Here is a 19615-nt window from a genome sequence, read left to right on the forward strand (position 1 = left end):
GGTAATTAGTGGTATTTACCTTGAGTGTCCTAAAATTTCGTTATCCTTGAACCGTTTTGGTCAACAGTCTCCTAGAACAAGAAAAGTTTTCAACCGTTCTACCCCTTTTACCACCGCCCACCCATCCTTGTATGATAGTAATTGCCGAGGTCCTTAAGCCTCTGATCTTTGAAAAGTTAATAGTAAAAGAAGGTTTTTGGGGCTCCCAGTAGAAACCATCTTTGAGGATGGTTTTGGGGCGACGCTATTCCTCCTTGCACATGGGTGCTCGATTGAGACTGCGTCCCCACTCCTGACGGAAACCGCTAACCCCCACAATGCGCACCCAGTCCTTAAGGCCGGTAGCAGCAGCCGGCTCGTGCATCCCTTAAGGCTGGGACGGTGCTAATGGCGCAAGGCCGCTGGATGAAGTCAGGGCTGCTGGGACCCCAAAACCTTTTCATTTAACCCCACACCGAGAGAAAGGAGGTGATAATCCCATGTCGGTCCTGTTCGTCGGTATTGACGTTAGCCTCCGGGAAAATAAGGCTAGGTTTGTTGATACTCTTGGTCACGATTGCCATGGCCGCCTGGCCTTCCCTAATGACGCAGATGGCGCTGTGGCCCTCGTCCGAGAAACCTGCCGGGCTCTCTCTAAAAATAGCCTTAACTCCGTCCTCTTCGGTATGGAGGCTACAAGTTTCTATGCCTGGCATCTGGCCCTCTACTTGAGCGGTGCCCCGGAGCTTAAACCCTTTAACCCCCAGGTCTTCTTGTTTAATCCCAAAACTATTAAGGCTTTTAAAAGTTCCTTTAAGGACCTACCCAAAAATGACTGGACAGATGCCTGGGTTATCGCTAATAGGGTCCGCTTCGGCCAGCTCCCCAGGCCTTTCTCGCCCGACGAAAGGTACCTCCCCCTCCAGAGGTTAACCCGTTACCGCTACCACCTGGTCCAGCAGCTGACTAGGGAGAAAAACTATTTCCTCTCTTACCTCTTCCTTAAGTGCAGCCGCCTGGCCCAGGCTTGCCCCTTGTCCAGCCCCTTAGGCACTACCGCTGCAGCACTAGTCACAGAGTATTACTCGGTAGAAGAAATCGCTGCTACCCCTCTGGAGGAGCTGGCCCAGTTCCTGGTAAAGAGAAGCCGTAATAAAATCGCTGACCCCTTTACCGTGGCCAGGGAGTTCCAGAAAGCCGCCCGCCATTCCTACCGCCTGCCCGATAAGCTTAAAGACCCTATCAACCGCATCCTGGCTTCTACTCTGCAAAACATAAGACACCTGCAAAAGCAGATTAGAGAAATCGAAAAAGCTATTGAGCAGGAAATGGCAGGCCTTAATAACCCCCTCTTGACCATACCAGGTATGGGCCTGGTCTTCACCGCCGGCATCATCGCTGAAATCGGCAACATCCATAACTTCCCTGATGATGACACTGTGGCTAGTTTCGCCGGCCTTACCTGGCAGCAGCATCAGTCGGGCAACTTTAATGCCGAGGAAACTCCCCTCTCTAAAACCGGCAATATCTACCTCCGGTACTACCTCATAGAAGCTGCTAATAGCGTTAGGATGCACGACGCTGAATTTAAACGCTTCTATGAGAAGAAGTACCAGGAGGCTAAAAAGCATCAGCATAAGCGCGCCTGTGTTTTAACTGCTCGCAAGCTGGTCCGGCTCATTTTCGCATTGCTGCGCGATAATCGAGCCTACTCCAGGCCAGAGATAGGGGTGAATGTAGGTTAAACAAGTATACATCTTAATACTTTTTTCCTATAACTTACTGGAAGAAAATACCTCCTTCCAGAAGGGTGTAGTATTGCCTTTTTCGAATTTTGTCCTATAAATTTTTCACTTGCCCCCTTGACAACTTACACCCCACTCTCATCCGCGAAGTTCTAAAGCCAGTTGAACCAGACCATCACACGTGTTGACCACTTCTTCCAAACAAGCAGCCAGGGATTCGGTACCCGCCGTTTGGTCGCCGGTACGTTCTAGAATTTCTTTGATATCTTCCTTTAGTTTTTCTAAGGCCAAAACAATACTCTTGTAAACCTGAGCTGCTACCTTAGCATAATCGGCCACCTGATCCGCCAGCCGGCGTACTTCCCTGGCTACCACATCAAACCCTGCGCCGCGCTGCCCTATATGGGCGGCCTCAATGGTAGCGTTGAGCCCAAGGATCCTGGTCTGGTACGCTATTTTCTCAATAAAGTTAACTACCTCGGTGGCTCGTAAAGCTTCTTTTTCTACCTGCAAAGCTACGTGGCTGATATTCTCTATCAGTCTGTTTATTTCTTCCGCCGCTGCAGCTAGCTCTTCTCCTGTAGCCATGGCGTTCTGCATCGTCTCACTGATACTTTTGGCAACTTTAAGTAAACACTCTTCTCTTTCCACCCCTTCCGATACACTGATGCCTCCCACCACGCGGCCCTCTTCTATAACGGGTATAGCGCGGGCCACATAGGGAATCCCAAGCACCTCTGGACCCACACGGGCAACTATGCGTTCACCGTCCTTAATGGCACGCCCAACTGCAGAGGCAGGTAAAAGGGGATCGCCCGGCTTTACATTGTGCTTTATTCTCTTCCCGGGTACATATATCAATACCTCTTCGGTATCGCAAACGGATATGGCGCAGTCCCCGGCAAACAAGCCCGCCAAATAGGGGGCGACCTCTACAAAGGCTTCCAACACCCTCATCCTTCAGACCCCACCCCCCCGCTTTTGTACAACACAGCCCCCACCAAACCTGTTCTCGTGGGGGCATTCCTCCAGCTGCTTTAAGTATCAGGCATTATACGCTCAATTCCTTTTTTTCTTTTCCGCACGATACCCCAATAGTACTCTTTATTTCCGGCCTGGAAGCATTCTTTTTTCTCTCTAAAATATGGGTAAAACTTCGCGCCAGGCCACCCGGGAAGAAAAGCACTATCAGTATATAAACAATGCCAAAGAGAAGCAGCCAACGCTCGAAGATAGGATAAACCCTGGCGAGACCACTGAACCACTCGTGCACCCAATTGATCAGGGCCGAGCCCACTATAGCCCCATAAAGGGTACCGCTGCCGCCCACAATGGTCATCAAAAGCGCATCCAGGGTTTTCTCCACCGACAGGACAGAAGCGCTCACAAAACGCATTTGCAATCCGTACAACGCCCCGGCCAGGCTGGCGGTAACTCCCGCCACAACTGTGGAGAAGAGTTTGTAACGAAATACATCGTACCCGATGGCCTCTGCCCGGCGCTCGTTTTCACGTATGGCTTGCAATACTTTACCGGTAGGGGAGGAAACAAAGTTGCGCAGCACCCAGGTAGCCAGGATAAGAAAGGCTAAAGCCAGATAATAATAAACAACTCTATCTTGCAATATTTCTGGCACGCGGAAATTAAACCCGTCTTCTCCCCCGGTCACGTTGCGCAACCGCAAAGCGGCGATGAAAAATAACTCGCCGAAGGCCAGGGTGATCATGGCAAAGTAGGTATCCCGCACCCGTAGGGAGAGAGTGCCTATGAAAAGGGCAATGAGCAGGCCAAAGAGAAAAGCCGTCATCAACCCCGTTAAAAGTACAGAGAGGCTTGGACCGAGATTCTTGAGCAACAGTCCAATGATATAAGCCCCGCTCCCAAAAAAGAGAGCATGACCGAAGCTAATGATACCTGTGTACCCCAGAAGGATATCATAACTCATGGCAAAAATAGCTATGATAAAAATTTGTGTCAGTAGGTTAAGGGTAGCCCGTGACTCGGTCAGTAAAGGTACAGCTGCCGTAAGGCCTATTAGTATAGCCACCAACGTCCACTTTATTTTTTCTTTCACTAGATCCGGCCTCCCCCAAGTAATCCCCTGGGTCTAACCAATAAAATCACCGCCATAAGCAGGACGTTAACCGCCAGGGCTGCTTCCGGGACAAACCATGACACCAAGGCCCCCATAAGCCCCACCAGTAGAGCTCCCGCCACTGAACCGAGAAAACTCCCCAGCCCGCCGATCACCACTACAATAAAGGCCAGAAGCTGGTTGTCCATCCCCATGGTAGGGCTAATGGCTCCATTTAGTGGACCCATCATGGCTCCACCCAGCGCAGCAAGGCTGGCACCCAGGGCAAATATAAGAGTAAAAATTTTTTGTATATCTATACCCAGAGCCTGAACCATCTCGCGATTTTCTACCCCGGCTCGAATAATGATACCCAGCCGCGTCCTCTGCAGCAGAAAATACACTAAAAAAGCTATCAAAATGCCCACCGCAATAGTAAACAACCGGTATTTCACCAGTATGATACCCCCGAAGTCCCAGCTGCCTTCCAGCCACTTGGGCCCCGGGCTGGTAAGAATATTAGGTCCCCAGACCACCTTTACCAGTTCGCTCAGGACCAGCATCAAACCCATGGTAAGCAGCATTTGAGAGATATGACTACCATATACTCTGCTTATGGTCAGCCTTTCTAACAGCGCCCCCAGAATTACCCCACAGACAATCGCGCCAAGTAGAGCGAGGACAAAACTCTGGGTACGGGCAAAAATCCAGGCGCCCATGTAAGCGCCCCACAGGAAGAAAGCCCCATGGGCGAAGTTCAAAATATCCATTAGCCCGAAAATAATAGATAAGCCTATGGCTAACAAAAAGATGGCCATACCTGTGGCAATGCCGTTGGTAGCTAGATTAATAAAGGTTTCCATTCAGACCCCCCCACCAAAGTTATATCACCCATCACAGCAGTTTTCGCCGATTTAGCACAGCCTATCAATGTTCCTGCAGGCTGATTCCCAGGTATTTCTGCTGAAGGCCAGCATCGTTAACCAGGGCTTCCATCTCACCCCAGGTTACTGTACGCCCGTCGTCAATGATGTAAAAGCGATCACCTACGTACCGGGCCAGATTGAAATTCTGCTCTACCAGGACCACGGTGGTCTCTTTCTTGATCTCTTTTATGGCTTCCGCCACTTTCTCCACTACTACCGGCGCCAGGCCCTTGCTCGGTTCGTCGATCAGCAGCAAACTATTTGCGCCCACCAGGGCACGGCCTAAAGCCAACATCTGCTTCTGCCCACCGCTCAAACTACCGGCTTTCTTGTACCACGCCGCTTTTAGATCAGGAAAAATAGATAACACTTTCTCCAGCAGTTCCCCCGCACGCTTCCCTCTCATAGCTATTTTGAGGTTTTCTTCCACTGTTAAACCGCTGAAAATGGCCTGATCCTCCGGAACATACCCTATTCCTTTTCGGGCCACCATATGGGCGGGCAGGCCGTCAATACGCTCACCATTGAATTCGATCTTGCCCTTTCTGGGTTTCACTAGCCCCATAATGGAACGCAGGGTAGTCGTCTTACCCGCTCCGTTCCGGCCCAAGACAACCGTAACCTTCCCTTCCGGTACCTCCAGGGATACTCCCTGGAGAATGTGGAATTCTCCTATATAGGTCTCCAGGTCCTCGACTCTTAGTATCACGCCATTCCCCCTCCCAGATAGGCGGCCTGCACCCTTTCATCCTGCACAATATCCGCCGGGCTGCCCTTGGCCAGGACGTTGCCGTTAAAAAGTACCAGTATCTCGTCGGACAAGGATAGTACCATGTTCATCTTGTGTTCCACCAGGAGAACTGTACGGTCCCTTCTCTCCTTTATTTTCTGCAATAGCTCGATCATGGCCGGGACTTCCTCCAGGGAGATCCCGGCAGTAGGTTCATCCAGGAGCAATACCGCCGGTTCCATAGCCAGCACAATGGCGATCTCCAGCTTGCGCTTTTCCCCGTGGGTCAGAGTGGCGGCCAGGGCCTCTGCTTTCCTGCCCAGGCCTACCAGGCCCAAGACCTCCATGGCTTTGTCTGTCAATTCCCGGAACCGGGCGGCGGGTGTGAAAGGCCGAAATCCTATACGCGATTTGGCCTGGACTGCAAGTCTGACGTTTTCCAGGGCGGTAAGCTTGGGAAATACATTAGTTATCTGGAAACACCTACCCAGCCCCAGCCGGGCCCTTTCATGTACGCTAAGGCCTGTTATATCTTCTCCTCTGTAAAATATCCTGCCGCGCGTCGGTTTTAGCTGGCCGCTGATAAGATTGAATAAGGTAGTCTTCCCCGCTCCGTTAGGGCCAATAATAGAGGTGAAAGTGTAAGGTCTGATGCCTACGCTTACACCGTTTACCGCGAAGTGCCCCCCGAAGGCCATGGTCAAATCTTCTGTACGTAAAATATCCTGCACAGCTTGAGATTCACCTCCCTACCATAATTTAAGACGCTCAGCTTCTTTCCGTAATTCGGCCCGGAAATCCGGGTGGGCAATATTTATAAGCTGCTTAACCCTTTCCCTGATGCTCCTCGCCTTGAGGTGAGCCACTCCGTATTCCGTCACCACATAATCCACATCGGCCCGCAGTAAGGTCACTTTGGCTCCTTCCGGTAAAGAAGGCACAATAGTGGATATAGTGCCGCCCTTGGCTGTGGATCTTAAGGCTATAATAGACTTGCCGCCGGGAGACATCTGGGCTCCAATAGCAGTGTCCGTCTGGCCTCCTGTGCCGCTGTACTGGAAGTGTCCCAGGCTTTCAGAGACCACCTGCCCAGTGAGATCAACTTGTAAGGCCGTATTGACGCTAACCATTTTATAATTTCTGGCAATAATACAGGGATCGTTGGTAATCCTTCCGGGTTGGAATTCTACGGCCAGGTTTTCGTTAATAAAGTCATATAGTTTGCGCGTGCCCAGAGCAAAATTTCCTACCATCTTGCCAGGCCAGAGGGTTTTACACCGGCCGGTGATAACGCCAGCCTGGGCCAGGTCTACCATGCCATCAGTAAACATCTCGGTATGAACTCCCAGATCTTTTTTATTCATCAGGAAGCCGGCAATGGCATTGGGTATACCGCCTATGCCTAACTGGATAGTAGATCCATCCTCAATTAGATCCGCTATATAGCTCCCTATGGCCCGTTCTTCTTCGCTCGGTTCGATAGGCTGTATCTCCACCAAAGGCGCTTCGTATTCCACTACGTAATCCACCTGGCTGATGTGTACTTGAGTGTCACCGTAGGTACGGGGCAGGTTGGGGTTTATCTCCAGGATCACTGTTTTGGCCACGGCCAGGAGGTCTTTTTCGTATCCGACTCCCAAAGACAAGGAAAAGTAACCGTGCCGATCCATGGGGCAGGCGGTCCCCCAGAAGAAATCCGGCGGGTCAAAACGAGCCTTGCGCAGCCCCCAGTCCCGGCCGTGGGAAGGAATCAGGGAAACGGTCCCCAGCTCATGCCCTTTTCGCTCGTTAGCCCCATAAAACCAGCTTTCCAGGACGAAATGCCCTTTCATGCTGGGGTCCAGGAAGAAATCAAATTCTCTAAGAAGCAAGGCGCTGAAAACCCGGACGTTTTCTACTTTATCGCGGCGTTTCCCCACGGCCCCCAAGAGGCCAGGCGGAGCCGAGGCAGCCATAGCCGCGGCAATGCTGCAATTAGAGGTTACCATACCGACAGCTTGCTCCAGGCTGATGAGTTTGCGGCGGTATTCTTCTTTATAATTCACAGCCATAGTCCCTTTCTCCTCCTCGCCACAGTTGTTTGATGTCTATTCCTCGGGACCCCACCTGACCACTGTAGCTGCCCAAGCGTACCCGACACCTGCGCTCACCATGACCAGTACGTCCCCATCTTTAACCAGCCCCCTTTCCAGGGCCAGTTCCAGGGATAATATCTGATCCATTTGCCCTATATGTCCATAATCTTCCAGGTATATAGACTGTTCAGGTTTCAAATTCAATTGGGAAAGTATATATTCGTGAGCAGAGCGCTTCATGTGTAACAGGCAAAGGTATCCGATATCTGCAGTGGTATAGCCGCTCTCGTCCAAGGCTTCCTTTATAACTTTTAAGAAGTTGGGCATGGAAACTTCTTCTAAACGATTCTTCATGCCTTCAGGGTCAAAAACATCTAGGGTGTAAAGTCCCTGCGCAACCGCTTCCGGTGTCAAAGGGACCTTCGTGCCGCCAGCCGTTACCCCCACAGCATCAGCCAGGGAGGGATCGGTTAGGATGCGGCTTCCCATCACTACGTTGCGGCCCAGATTTTTTTGTAGGACGACTGCAGCGCCACCCGCTCCCAGATTGTACATAAAGCGCACGCGGGGATTCTTGTAACTTATCAAATCTCCGTTGCGATAACCGCCAGCCAGCAATACGGTATTTAGGTTTTCGTTGGCCAGCATAAGGTCCTTGGCTACCTTGAGAGCCATGACCGTGGTGCCGCACCGGAGCTGTACATCAAAGCCCCAGGCGCGCGTCGCCCCAATGCCTTCCTGTAGTTTAATGGCACCCGTCTGTAATAAATGCTCCTTATATTCCTCGCCGATGTAGATCACCAGGTCAATTTCCTCTGGCTTTATATCCCCTTTTTCCAGGGCTAGGCGAGCGGCTTTGATGCCCATTTGGATGGTATGATCGTCTGGACCTGGTACGGGCTTGCGCTTGAAGCCCAATTTTTCCTCTATTACCTCCTGGGGTATCCGGGTCTCCCTGGCAATGTCGGCGCTGGTCATAAAGGTGGAGGGTATATATACCCCCGTACTGCGGATACCTACTGTGTTTTTCATTTAGCCTCACTCCCTTCCCAAAAAGGAAATTTTATATTTTCCTCGTATCTAGAGGGATAACTTTACCGTTGTCCAGGCCTTTTTCCTTTTCCACGATTTCTTGAAAAAGGGTGGGTATGTTGTCAAGACCCGTCAGATGGTATACGCTCCCGCTTTGCACATGATGTATAATGATCCTCCACGGTATTTGCTCGTTCCCCGCTTCATACATAATCCGTACCACAAAAGAAGCCATTACTTTTTCCTGCAACCGCTTTGCCCCTTTCCCCAAAAGAAAACCTGCTATCCTTTTTTACCATGATAGCAGGCCCCAGTTGCTTCTCAGTTACATTTCAAACGGCTATAAAATTCTGAGTCAACTTTTTATATAACTTAATTGTTTTCAGGGAGGGCGATACGCCTAATTCTTTTCTTAAAACCTCCTGGCATCTCTCATACACCTTTACCACCATGGACCCATGGCCCAGTTTGCCATAACAGTACATTTTAAGACGATAGGCCTCTTCCCAGCATTTATCTTTCTCCAAGATCCTGTCAGCCCATTCAATGCACTCTTTGTAGTCTCCCCCGCGCATTAGCAATTTGGCCAAGAGCTCTGCCGCCCGTATATAAACCACCGCCAATCGCTCCCGTTCCTCCAGGCACCACTCTTCTTGATTTATGCCCTGCAAATAGTCGCCCTGATATAACTCCAGAGCACGCCTTAGCAATACCTCCGCCTCCTCTGGTCGCTCTTCCGCTATGTCTTCCGCCCTGGTCACCGAGGTTTCAAACTCTTCCGCGTCAATCCAGAAGCCAGAAGCCAGGTTAAAATAATAGGCGGGTCCCTGTCTTTGGATAAAAAACGACGGGCTCCTGGGCTCCCGTCCAGGCTCCAGCACATTGAGCAGGCTATTTAGAGCTACTTTGAAATCACGGGAGGCCGCTTCCGGGTCGGCATCCGGCCACAAATAACACATGATCTCCTCTTTATGCAGCAGGACACGCCTCTTGGTTAGCAACAATTGGAAGAGCCTTTTGGCGCTTTCCCGGCGCCACTCCTGGGGAGCGATTTCTTCTGCTCCGCGCCATACACGAAACTGCCCCAGAGTTTGGATGCGCAGGGTATAGCCTATAACCGGAAGACTGTCCTTAGCGCCCAGCCTATCCAGCTGCCAGTTTACATAGGACAGGCGTATTCCCTGCTCCTTAGCCGCGTGAAGTAACGGCACAGAAGCTCTCCCATCCCGAGCTCCTAAAAGAGTCCCTCTCTGCAACAAGAAATCGTACCCCCGTGTTTCACATAACTCTAAGACCTCGGCAACTTCTTCGCGAAACTCTTCCTCCTGGCCCTCTTTTAAGGCAATATAAGCAAGCCACCAGGTGGAGGCCGTCTTGCCAAAGCTGTCCCCACACAGGGTAAAAAGTTTTTTGGCCATCCTTAAGTATCCTTTGGCCTCTTCCAATTCCCCGCAGGTCGCACCGGCCATACCCAGGCAGTGGTAGAGCACAGCCGCAAACCATCTATCCCGCACCTGCTCTGCCACCCGTATCCCTTCCAACCCGCACCGTCGAGCTGACAGCCAATCCCCTTCCAAACTGTAGGTAAGGCACTGGCCCATTAATACTTCTGTACGGCCCCGGATAACACCCAGCCTATCGTTTAATTCTAAAGCGCGCCTGTAGCACTCCCAACAACTAGCTGAAGAACGCCCTTGAACCAAAAGCGCGTGTCCTAGCCGCACATAACCAATGGCTTCGGCGAAGGGAGAGTTTAACCTGCGGCCCGCTTCTATCCCTTCTTTCGCAGCCACTTCAGCCTTTTCACTTTCCCCTATCAGGGAATAACATAACGAGAGTACTAAGGGGGTTTCTCTAAAGGAAAGAGGGGGATGATACTTACCCTTTTCTAAATGAGCCTTATTTTCCAGTAGCTGGATTGCTGCCTGTAATCTTCCTGTGCGCAAAAGCAATCTGGCCTCGAAATTTCCTCTACTGGCCAGATGGAGCATCTCATTGGCTAGCTTTTTATAGCGACTGGCATGGCGCGGCTTGCCCTGGTTTACCATGTTCTCCGCCATAAGATTCAAAATCTCGGCCTTTTCTTCGTTGTGTTCCTCGCCTAACATTTTATAGGCCTGGCGCAAATACTCTTCCGCCAGAGAGGGTTGAATGGTGTCTATGTAGACCTCTGCCAGTCCTTTCCAGGCCCTGCTCTGCCCGGCCTTGTCGCCTGCCGACGAGTATTTTTCCGCTGCCTGCCGGTAAAACTCCAAAGCCGCTTGATAGTTAGAGGCCAATCTCTCAGCATCACCCAAAGCTACTAAAAAGTCTGCCCTTTCTTGGTATTCAGGGGGCAACTGGGCAATATAATGCCGCAGGTGTTTACCCCGGCCGCTAAAAACTAGCTCGCGGCTGAAACGAGACAATAACCCAGCGGCATCAGCCCATTGCCTGCCTGCGAGCAGGTAATGAAGGGCTTCTTCATATTGTCCCTCTTTAAGGTAGAAATAGCCTGCCCGGCAGTGCAAAGCTTCCCAATCTGGCAATCTTTTTCGAGCTTCGCGCCTTAAAAAGTCTCTAAAAAGATTGTGGTAACGGAAATGGCCCTCGCCTAAATCGGTGAGAAAAAGCCCTTTTTCTAAAGCCTGGTAAATAAGAGCCGGTGTAAAATCGTCTCCTAATATAGCTCTACAGGCCGGAATAGTAAGATCGTTTAATATGGATGACCGGAGCAAAAACATTTCTAAAGCAGGTGACTGTTGCTTAAGGACATCAATGGCCAGAAACTCAAACAGATCCTCCAGATTATCGTATAATACAGCTTGCCGGGTCAGGGCTTGGGGAATGGCATTCAAGACCCTTCCGATTAGTTTGACGGCCATGATCCATCCTTCGCTGTATTGATGAATAGCCTGCCCTTCATCCCGGCTAAAACGGCCAGGATAAGTTCTGGCTAAATATTCGCACACCTCACTGGCATCCAAAACCAGGTCTTTTTCTTCAATTACCAACCTCTCTCCTCTAGTCCCCAGGCGACATACTTCAGGTAAATTCACTCGTTCTCGAGAAAGTATGACCGCCCTTAACCAGCCGGGCTTGCTGGCCAAGAAACGGTCGAAAAATGTTACGATATCTTTCTCTTTCGCTAACAGGTGCCAGTCGTCCACTACCAAAATCGCCGGTTTCCTTTCCTGCCTGTCTAAGGAAGATAAAAAGGCCCCCAAGACTCTCTCCCAGCTGATGCCTCCCAGGTTAGCAAGCTGACCAGCAATTTTCTCTCCGATGCCCGGCAAGAGACCGTCCAGGGCCCGGGCTAGGTAGCTGGTAAAAGTAAAAAGACTGGCATCTTCCGGCCCCGGGCTGTACCAGACGCAAGGTAATTGTTTTCTAGTAACCGCCTGGGCCACAGCAGTTGTCTTGCCGTAGCCAGCACCCGCGCAGACAATGGTCACCGGATAATCCATTAATTTATCCAGCTTGACCTTTAGTGCGGGCCTGAGCCAGGTGCCTGCCTCGGGTTTGGGGAGAGCCAGCTTGCTCTCTATTAAGGTCAGTGGCCTGAACAAAGGTTCGACCCCCTTGCTAGGGTCCAGAATAACCTGTTTTAATCTAATTTTAACATAAAAAGCGTTACACGGGAGTTACGAAAAGGCCCCCGGGCCACTTTCGTAGGTTAGGGGCCTCAGGGGCTCGAATTTTGCTAGAGCTTAGCGCTTGTTCATGATGGGAGGAGCAGTTTCCTCCGGTTTTATTTCCCGGATTAAAACCGGCACAGGGTAATCAAAGCCCTCCTTTTTCTCAAATCTAATATGGTAAAGGGTTTGCAGGGCCTGATGATCTTCTTTTCGGAAGGTCATGGTACCTTTGGGAGTTTCGAAACTCATTCCCTCCATAACTTCAATCAGCTTTTCAGCATTAGTATCCCCGCCCGTTTTCTCCAGGGCCCGTACGATGGCCATTGCGGCTGTAAAGCCTCCCGGAGTGAAGAGATCTGGCGGCCTGTTGTATCGCTTCTTGTGTTCTTCTACCAGCCAATCGTTAACCGGATTCTTGGGCAAACCATGATAATATACGGAATAGCCTTCCTGTCCCACCATACCCCACATCGCCTTCATAGCAGCAATTTCCGGGGTCCCGGTAATGATTTTAATACCTCTTTCAGGAACCTTCATATCTTGAATCTGCTTCCAAGGAGTATTGGCGCTTCCGGCCCAGATTACAAAAAGATAATCTGGTTTAGCATTGATGATCCGCTGAATATGCGCTGTAAAGTCTGTGGCGTTCATGGGAGCAAATTCTTGCAAAATAACTTTAAGCCCCTTGGGTTCGGCCGCCTTAACAAAGGCAGCGGCCCCCTCCCGTCCGAAGGAATAATCCTGAGCCAAGATGGCCACAGTAGCATTGGTCTTAGAAGAGGCTATAGCTGCAGCCACGGCCAGTGCATCCTGGGAGGAATTTCTGGCGGTCCGGAAAATATATTTGTTCCACTGGGCGCCGGTGATGCTATCTGCCACTGCTGGCTCTACCACCATTATGCGCTTATACTCCTGGGCCAAGGGTACCACGGCCAGGGCATCAGCCGAGCTACTGGACCCTACCAGTATGTCCACTTTATCCTGCTCCAGGAGCTTAAGGGCTTTTTGTTTGGCTACGTCCGGCTTAGTGGTCGTATCCTCCGCTATTATTTCTATGCGCCGCCCGGCCACTTCCTTTGTTCCCTTAGTAGCGTACTCCAGCCCCAGTTCAAACCCCGTAACCGTGTCCTTGCCATAACTTTCTAAGGCACCGCTAAGAGAGGCCAGAATGCCGATTTTGATGGGGGTTTTTTTCTCCCCCGCCCCCGTGTTGCCTTTGTTATCTTTACTGCTGCAGGCTGTAATTAATAGAGATAGCCATAGACAAACTACCACAATAACAGCGCTTCTCCGTTTCAAATTAACCATCCCTCCTTGAAATAAGCCAAAATATTCATGAATTATCCGGATCTAATTAATTTTCTACGCCCTGTCACCCCCTACACACAGGCTGTGGTTACATCGGGGCGCCTTCCTGTAATGTTATTTTAAAATTTTGAAGTTGCAGGGCAGTTACCAAATCTCCCTTATCCCATAACACCACTGGACATGCTGGTCCCCTCTCCGGCGGTTGAACACCTATTCTGGACGTACGCACAATAAGAGGGAGCCTGCTACCAGCTCCCTCTGCACCCTGTTGGTAAGCCTGTCAACCACATAAATAAATATTATCGTTAGAATCGCTGGCAATAAAGCAAGGTTGCCTGAACTGGCCGTTCCCCAATCCTTCCGAGCCCAGCTCATTACATAGTTTCCGAGGAGATCAAAATTTCACTATTCTATTGTGCCCGGTGTCGACTGCGTTTTCTCTAAACGGCTTTTTAATCCTTAATTTTTGCTTTTTGTTTGTTTCGCTTAAGCAGATTCTTCATCACTTCCAACTCTACTCCATAAACATCACCTCCGCCTCTCCCTCTAACACCGTTTTACCCTCTTCGTTGCGGCACTCTGTTTTCAGCCTTAGCCGCCGTCTTTCTTCTTCCTTGGATATCACCATCACACAAGCTTCTATCATATCTCCAGGATAAACGGGGGCCTTAAATTTAAAGGTCTGGCTTAGGTAAACCGTTCCCGGCCCAGGCAACTCATTGCCGAGCAGATTAGATATTAACCCCGCTGTCAGTAAGCCGTGGGCAATGGGCCGTCCAAAAATTGTGTGGCGTGCGTATTCTTCGTCCAAATGCAGTGGGTTATGATCACCGATAAGGTCCGCATATTTTTTTATATCCTCGAAAGTGATTCTGCGTCGTAAGCCAGCTCTATCGCCGACCTTAATCATTGCATACCTATCCATAACCCTCCTCCATTTCTCCCCTTCCTCTTCCCAATATCCCATCTTCATCCCTCGCGGTGCTGCAATTTGTGGTAGGGAAAATGCTGCAATAGTCCGGCTACTCCTTTACGCGTCCCGCACTGCCTGCAAGGCTTTCATTACCTTGCTCATATTCTTTACAAACTTGGCAATATGCCGCAAGCCCTCCTCGTCTTTCGCAGCATCCCGCGCCCCGCGGCTACCGGCCACCGCCATAGTCCAGTAGCTGGAACCGGGAACTATGATATCGTTGATGAAGAACCACAACAACAGTTGGGCAAAAGCCGTATTGTGCCCGGTTCTCCGGGCCACCGTAATGGGCCCCCCCACTTTGCCCGAAAATTGCTCGCCGGTCCACAGGCGTACGAAGCCAGCCCGATCTAATAGGGCCATCAGTTGGGGGTGAACCGAACTAAAATAAACCGGTGTACCAACGATTAGTCCATCAGCCTCTACCATCTTTTGATACACAAAGTCAAAGTCATCATCCCCCTGGACGCACTTTCTAGCTGTCAAACATCCGTAACACCCCCGGCACGGTTTTATAACGAGCTCTCTCAAAGAAACCAATTCTGTCTTAAACTCTGTGTCAGGAAAAAGGGAAAGAGCATAACGTACCAGATATTCTGTATTGCTGTTCTCCCTCAAGCTGCCGGAAAGACCTAATACCTTTAACAATATGGATCACCTCTTTTGGCATCTGGATGTTGTTAGCTATACAACTCCTCGGCAAACCCTGCAAGGTCTTGCGCTAATTCGCTTAGTTTGTGTAGCTGGGGGCCACTTTTACCAAGGCTTCCAAGATCTCTCTACTATCTGGCGGCACTAGCCATATCCCCCATTTCTTAGGAGTAATTGTCTCCCCAAAGTAAGTGGGTCCAGGCCCAGGCCGGTGTAGCAGCAGCCTGGGCCACTTTAACCCTGATTTTCCCTACTGCCTCCCATTCGCCCCCGTTCCCCTTCTCTTTACCCCCACCTGATCACCGTAGCTGTAAAGGCGTAACCTGTACCAGCACCCAAGAAAACTACGTGGTCGCCCGCTTTAACTTTTCCCTGCTCCAGGGCCAGCTGTAAAGAAAGGTACTGGTCGGTATGTCCTGTATGTCCGTAATCCTCCAGGTAGACGGACTGTTCCGGCCTTAAACCGAGCTCTTGTAGTATCGCTTCGTGGGCGCTCCGTTTAATATGGATAATGGCCAGGTAGTCAATATCCGCCCGCGTCAGGCCGCTCTTCTGCAGGGCGATATCTACCGGTTTAATAAAGGCAGGGAAAGAGCGCTCGGCCAGATCCCTCTTCATCCGCTCCGGATCAGGTAGTACGAGTTTCCAGCCGTATTTGTCGAGATTTTCATGGGTTATAGGATACTTCGTTCCACCCAGAAGAGGTACCACATCGTCAGCAAAAATAGGCTCAGTGTGAATACCTGTACCTAAGATCAAGTTTTTTTCATATCCTCGTTTTATGATAGCTGCATGTCCGGACGGAGCCATATCAAACATAAAAGTTTGATTCGGGTCCTCATAGTTAACCAAGTAAGCATTAGTATTTCCCCCGGCAATCAATACGGTATTAATATCGTCGTTGGTTAAAATCAGATCTTTAGCGAGCTTCAGGGCCAGAGGTGTGGCTGCGCAGCGGTAAGAGATATCAAAAGCCCAACAATTATAAGCACATAATTCCTTCTGGATTTTAATAGATCCTGTCCAGCAGATGTATTCTTTGTACTCTTCGCCGGGATAGATTATAAGATCTATTTCCTCCGGACTGATGCCGGTTTTATCAAGCAGCTTCTTGGCTGCCTTGATGGCCATGGTTACGCAATGGTCATCAGGTCCTCCCACCGGCTTCCGATTCACTCCCAATTTTTCTCGTATTACATTTTCCGGAATTCCCGTAAGCTTCGCCAGTTCATTGGCATCTATGAAAGTTTCGGGAAGATAAACTTCGAAGTCAACCAGGCCTACAGGAATCTCCGCTCTGCACATTTATACATCACCTCAATTGCTTATTTTGTTTTTGTATCTCGCCTTGTCACAATTCGGACTGTGACAGGGGTATCCTCGTACTCAAGCTTTTTTACCATTTACCACAGTTCGAGCATCTGCGCCTCTTTCCGCAGTTCTTCACGAAAGTCAGGGTGAGCAATACTGATAAGAAGTTTGACCCGGTCCCTGATGCTCCTACCTTTCAGATGGGCCACTCCATATTCTGTCACTACATAATCCACTTCCGCACGAGTAAGGGTTACCCTGGCTCCCGCCGGCAGAGAGGGAACTATGGTGGAAATTGTACCGTTCTTAACCGTCGAACGAAGCGCAATAATGGATTTACCACCCGGTGACTTCTGGGCGCCCATAGCCGTTTCAAATTGCCCACCTGTGCCGCTATACTGGACCGGACCTATAGACTCAGAAACAACTTGGCCCGTAAGGTCTATCTGTAAAGCCGTATTTACGCTTACCATCTTATAATTTTGGGCAATCACACAGGGATCGTTAGTGATCCTGCCCCGTTGGAATTCTACCGCTAGATTTTCCCGAACAAAATCATATAATTTCCTAGTCCCCAGGGCAAAAGCGCCCACCATTTTGCCCGACCACAGTGTCTTCTTACGCCCGGTAATCACTCCCGCTTCCCACAAGTCTATCATGCCGTCCGTAAACATTTCAGTATGCACGCCTAGATCTTTCTTGTTCATCAGGTTGCGAGCTATGGCATTGGGTATACCACCTATCCCTAACTGAATAGTCGACCCGTCTTCAATCAGCTCGGCCACGTAAGCTCCAATAGTCTCGTCCGTTGCATCTGGTTCCGCTGCCGGTATTTCAATGAGAGGTCGTTCGTTCTCCACTACATAATCCACCTGGCTTATGTGCACCTGAGTATCGCCATAGGTACGGGGTAGATTGGGGTTTACTTCCAAAACTACCAGTTTTGCTGCCTCTAGCCAGTCCTTTTCATAAGAGAGGGAAAGGGAGAGAGAAAAATATCCATGTCTGTCCATAGGGCTTGCCGTGCCCCAAAAGATGTCCAGGGAATTGTTGGCTAAGATAAGTCCACCCCAGTCTCGTCCGTTAGAGGGAATAAAAGACACCGTACCCAAAGCATGCCCCTTGCGCTCATATCCACCATAAAAGAGGCTTTCCAATAGGAAGTGGCCTTTCATACTAGGATCTAAGAAGTAATCAAACCCAGCCCCCAGAGTTAATGCCGTTATAATCCTCACATTCTCAAGTTCATCTCGCCTTTTCCCTAAGGCGCTCAGGAGGCCAACAGGCGTGGAAGCAGTCATAGCTGCTCCTATCGTTTGTCCCGATTTTACCATCTCGACTGCTTCATCAATGCTGATTAACTTCCGGCGATATTCCTCCTGGACGTTCATGTTTTTGTACCTCCCTTGAACCGCTTTTTACTTTTTATTCCCTTAAGGCAGGCAGGTACAGGTCCTGCCTGCCCTAAAACCGAACAGCAGCATAAAAGGTTAAGCCTCAGGAGTTACAGATGATGTAGGAATATAGCCCTGCTTTTTAGGTAAGATAGCTCGTTCCTGTTGCGGTGTGGCTAGAGAAACCACTATCAAGACGGCGATGGAGACTAAGAAGGAAATAGCTCCCGGATCTAGTTTCGTCACATAAATCTTAGCCGTTTTCAGCCAGGATAAGATGATCTGCAACCCCCCACCGATTATCATACTGGCTAAAGCACCCTGCCAATTGGCCCGCCGCCAACGGAAAGCAGCCACCAGGGCAGGCCCTAAGCTTGCGGCAAAGAAGCCAAAGGCGATATTGCCCAACCAGGCAATAAGGTCTGGCGGTTTGATGGAGAGAAGGATACTTATAACGGAAATTATTACTGTACCAATACGGGCAACCAGCAGACTTCTCTTTTCGTCCATGGTCACGTTCAAGCCCTTTTCAATCAAGTCACGGATCAAGGCGGAGGCGGCCGTAACCAGGAAAGTGGAAACTGTTGACATAATGGCAGCCAATCCTGCGGCAATCACAATACCGCTTACCCAGGGAGGAGCGAACTGAAGCAAGAACTGCGGCATAGCCAGGTCCGGGTTTTTCAAGGCGGGAGCCATTCCCTTGACCACGGCTGCGCGGTAAAGCATACCGGTAAAAAGGATGAAGGTAATGATAAAGTAAGCGCTGGCAGAGATAGCAGGAGCCCACCGCAGCATGTTAAGGCGCTTTACAGTCATAAACCGGGTAACCACCTGCGGCTGTCCCACATAGCCCACAGCATATATCAGCCACCAGGATAGAAACATCCATAGGCTGAAGCCGAAAGTGGCGGAAAAAGGCAACAACATTTCGGGCTTTACTTGGGCCAGGGTCAGGTTCATTTCTGTAAAGCTGCCGATCTTGGAAAAACCGATAATGACTGCCAGGATAGCTCCCAGCATCATGACGATCATCTGGAAACTATCGTTGTAAATATTGGCTGTCTGCCCACCTAGGGAGCAATAAAACCCAACTATTAGCACGCCGATCAAAAGACCTAGACCATAGCTGCTCCCCAGAAGGGATTGGAACATGACGCCCGTAGCCACCCATTGGGATACCAGGTAGGTAAAAGTACCGATTAAAATAATCAGTGTGGCCAGCCAGCCTACAGTAGTGTTCCCGTAGGCTACCCGGAAGAGATCGGGCACCGTTAGCGCATTATATTTTTCACTTGCGTAGCGCATGGGCTTAGATAGCAAACCATAAGCAATTACATAAGCCAGAATAGCATTTATAGGTAGACTAATCAAAACTTGATAACCCAGATTATAGGCTAGTCCGGGCAATCCTACGTAAAAAAACCCGCTGGCCGTGGTTGCGCAAGTAGAAAAAGCCACCAGCCAAGGTCCCATGTTCCTTCCTGCTACGTAGAAATCTACGGCACCTTTTTGTCCCCTGGAAGCCCAGAGGCCGATGAGCACAACTAATAGTAGATATATTGCTACAATGCCTACAACTACAGGGTTAGCCACTGATCATCACCCCCCTCCTTATAGAGGATGCCCCATAGAAAAGACATGAACAAAAACAGGGGCCAGAGGAAAAAAAGATAAATAAAGGTTACTTTGGGCAATCCGAACATAGCCCCACCTCCTGTAGATTTCTTCTATGACCCCACACTTCCCTTTCCCTGGCAAGAAGTACTGAGTGTCACCATATGTAAATTTTGTTCCTCC

The 19615-nt window shown here is 50.0% G+C and carries 16 protein-coding genes; 1 reads left to right on the plus strand and 15 read right to left on the minus strand.

Features of this window, described 5'->3' with window-relative positions:
• The first annotated feature begins 479 nt into the window (after positions 1–479).
• Complete coding sequence (locus tag AC1BI1_RS14290) at positions 480–1724, plus strand: IS110 family RNA-guided transposase (protein ID WP_476717979.1); 1245 nt, start codon at positions 480–482, stop codon at positions 1722–1724.
• A 138-nt stretch (positions 1725–1862) separates the two neighbouring features.
• Here AC1BI1_RS14290 and AC1BI1_RS14295 read toward each other — a convergent pair whose 3' ends face one another.
• The 15 genes from AC1BI1_RS14295 to AC1BI1_RS14365 form a co-directional block, all read right to left on the minus strand.
• Positions 1863–2681 (minus strand): methyl-accepting chemotaxis protein, encoded by an 819-nt coding sequence (locus tag AC1BI1_RS14295; protein WP_476717980.1) that lies wholly within the window; start codon positions 2679–2681, stop codon positions 1863–1865.
• Positions 2682–2775: 94 nt separating this feature from the next.
• On the minus strand, positions 2776–3798 hold the full coding sequence (locus AC1BI1_RS14300; protein ID WP_476717981.1) for a branched-chain amino acid ABC transporter permease: 1023 nt from the start codon (positions 3796–3798) through the stop codon (positions 2776–2778).
• Positions 3798–4661: a branched-chain amino acid ABC transporter permease gene (locus tag AC1BI1_RS14305; protein ID WP_476717982.1), complete on the minus strand. Its 864-nt coding sequence runs from the start codon at positions 4659–4661 to the stop codon at positions 3798–3800. The genes AC1BI1_RS14300 and AC1BI1_RS14305 overlap by 1 nt, the downstream gene beginning before the upstream one ends.
• Positions 4662–4725: 64 nt before the next feature.
• Positions 4726–5433, minus strand: a complete 708-nt coding sequence (locus AC1BI1_RS14310) for an ABC transporter ATP-binding protein (protein WP_476717983.1) — start codon at positions 5431–5433, stop codon at positions 4726–4728.
• Positions 5430–6185 (minus strand): ABC transporter ATP-binding protein, encoded by a 756-nt coding sequence (locus tag AC1BI1_RS14315; RefSeq protein ID WP_476717984.1) that lies wholly within the window; start codon positions 6183–6185, stop codon positions 5430–5432. Before AC1BI1_RS14315 ends, AC1BI1_RS14310 begins: the two co-directional genes overlap by 4 nt.
• A gap of 18 nt (positions 6186–6203) precedes the next feature.
• Entirely contained in the window at positions 6204–7499 is a 1296-nt protein-coding gene (locus AC1BI1_RS14320; RefSeq protein ID WP_476717994.1) for an acetyl-CoA hydrolase/transferase family protein, read from the minus strand.
• A 42-nt stretch (positions 7500–7541) separates the two neighbouring features.
• Positions 7542–8561, minus strand: coding sequence for a 3-oxoacyl-ACP synthase (locus tag AC1BI1_RS14325; protein ID WP_476717985.1), 1020 nt, complete (start codon positions 8559–8561; stop codon positions 7542–7544).
• Positions 8562–8592: 31 nt separating this feature from the next.
• Positions 8593–8811 carry a hypothetical protein gene (locus AC1BI1_RS14330; RefSeq protein ID WP_476717986.1) on the minus strand — a complete coding sequence of 73 codons (219 nt, stop codon included), beginning with the start codon at positions 8809–8811 and terminating at the stop codon, positions 8593–8595.
• Between the two features lie 82 nt (positions 8812–8893).
• The gene (locus AC1BI1_RS14335) at positions 8894–12109 is read right to left on the minus strand and encodes a BTAD domain-containing putative transcriptional regulator (RefSeq protein WP_476717987.1); all 3216 of its coding nucleotides are present in this window, start codon (positions 12107–12109) and stop codon (positions 8894–8896) included.
• Positions 12110–12250: 141 nt separating this feature from the next.
• A complete protein-coding gene (locus AC1BI1_RS14340; RefSeq protein WP_476717988.1) occupies positions 12251–13486 on the minus strand; it encodes a substrate-binding domain-containing protein in 1236 nt (411 codons plus the stop codon).
• 514 nt (positions 13487–14000) lie between these two features.
• On the minus strand, positions 14001–14411 hold the full coding sequence (locus AC1BI1_RS14345) for a MaoC family dehydratase (protein WP_476717989.1): 411 nt from the start codon (positions 14409–14411) through the stop codon (positions 14001–14003).
• 105 nt (positions 14412–14516) lie between these two features.
• Complete coding sequence (locus AC1BI1_RS14350; protein WP_476717990.1) at positions 14517–15107, minus strand: flavodoxin family protein; 591 nt, start codon at positions 15105–15107, stop codon at positions 14517–14519.
• Between the two features lie 288 nt (positions 15108–15395).
• A complete protein-coding gene (locus AC1BI1_RS14355) occupies positions 15396–16415 on the minus strand; it encodes a 3-oxoacyl-ACP synthase (protein WP_476717991.1) in 1020 nt (339 codons plus the stop codon).
• A 98-nt stretch (positions 16416–16513) separates the two neighbouring features.
• Positions 16514–17812, minus strand: a complete 1299-nt coding sequence (locus AC1BI1_RS14360) for an acetyl-CoA hydrolase/transferase family protein (protein ID WP_476717992.1) — start codon at positions 17810–17812, stop codon at positions 16514–16516.
• 99 nt (positions 17813–17911) lie between these two features.
• Positions 17912–19411 (minus strand): sodium/proline symporter, encoded by a 1500-nt coding sequence (locus AC1BI1_RS14365; RefSeq protein ID WP_476717993.1) that lies wholly within the window; start codon positions 19409–19411, stop codon positions 17912–17914.
• Positions 19412–19615: the final 204 nt, after the last annotated feature.

Source organism: Thermanaeromonas sp. DSM 22490 (assembly GCF_056378755.1).

What these genes read in the sequence shown, in the direction of transcription:
- AC1BI1_RS14305 (WP_476717982.1), bottom strand. Translation starts at nt 4,661, where the DNA reads ATGGAAACCTTTATTAATCTAGCTACCAACGGCATTGCCACAGGTATG.
- AC1BI1_RS14340 (WP_476717988.1), bottom strand. Translation starts at nt 13,486, where the DNA reads ATGGTTAATTTGAAACGGAGAAGCGCTGTTATTGTGGTAGTTTGTCTA.
- AC1BI1_RS14360 (WP_476717992.1), bottom strand. Translation starts at nt 17,812, where the DNA reads ATGAACGTCCAGGAGGAATATCGCCGGAAGTTAATCAGCATTGATGAA.
- AC1BI1_RS14345 (WP_476717989.1), bottom strand. Translation starts at nt 14,411, where the DNA reads ATGGATAGGTATGCAATGATTAAGGTCGGCGATAGAGCTGGCTTACGA.
- AC1BI1_RS14295 (WP_476717980.1), bottom strand. Translation starts at nt 2,681, where the DNA reads ATGAGGGTGTTGGAAGCCTTTGTAGAGGTCGCCCCCTATTTGGCGGGC.
- AC1BI1_RS14290 (WP_476717979.1), top strand. Translation starts at nt 480, where the DNA reads ATGTCGGTCCTGTTCGTCGGTATTGACGTTAGCCTCCGGGAAAATAAG.
- AC1BI1_RS14325 (WP_476717985.1), bottom strand. Translation starts at nt 8,561, where the DNA reads ATGAAAAACACAGTAGGTATCCGCAGTACGGGGGTATATATACCCTCC.
- AC1BI1_RS14355 (WP_476717991.1), bottom strand. Translation starts at nt 16,415, where the DNA reads ATGTGCAGAGCGGAGATTCCTGTAGGCCTGGTTGACTTCGAAGTTTAT.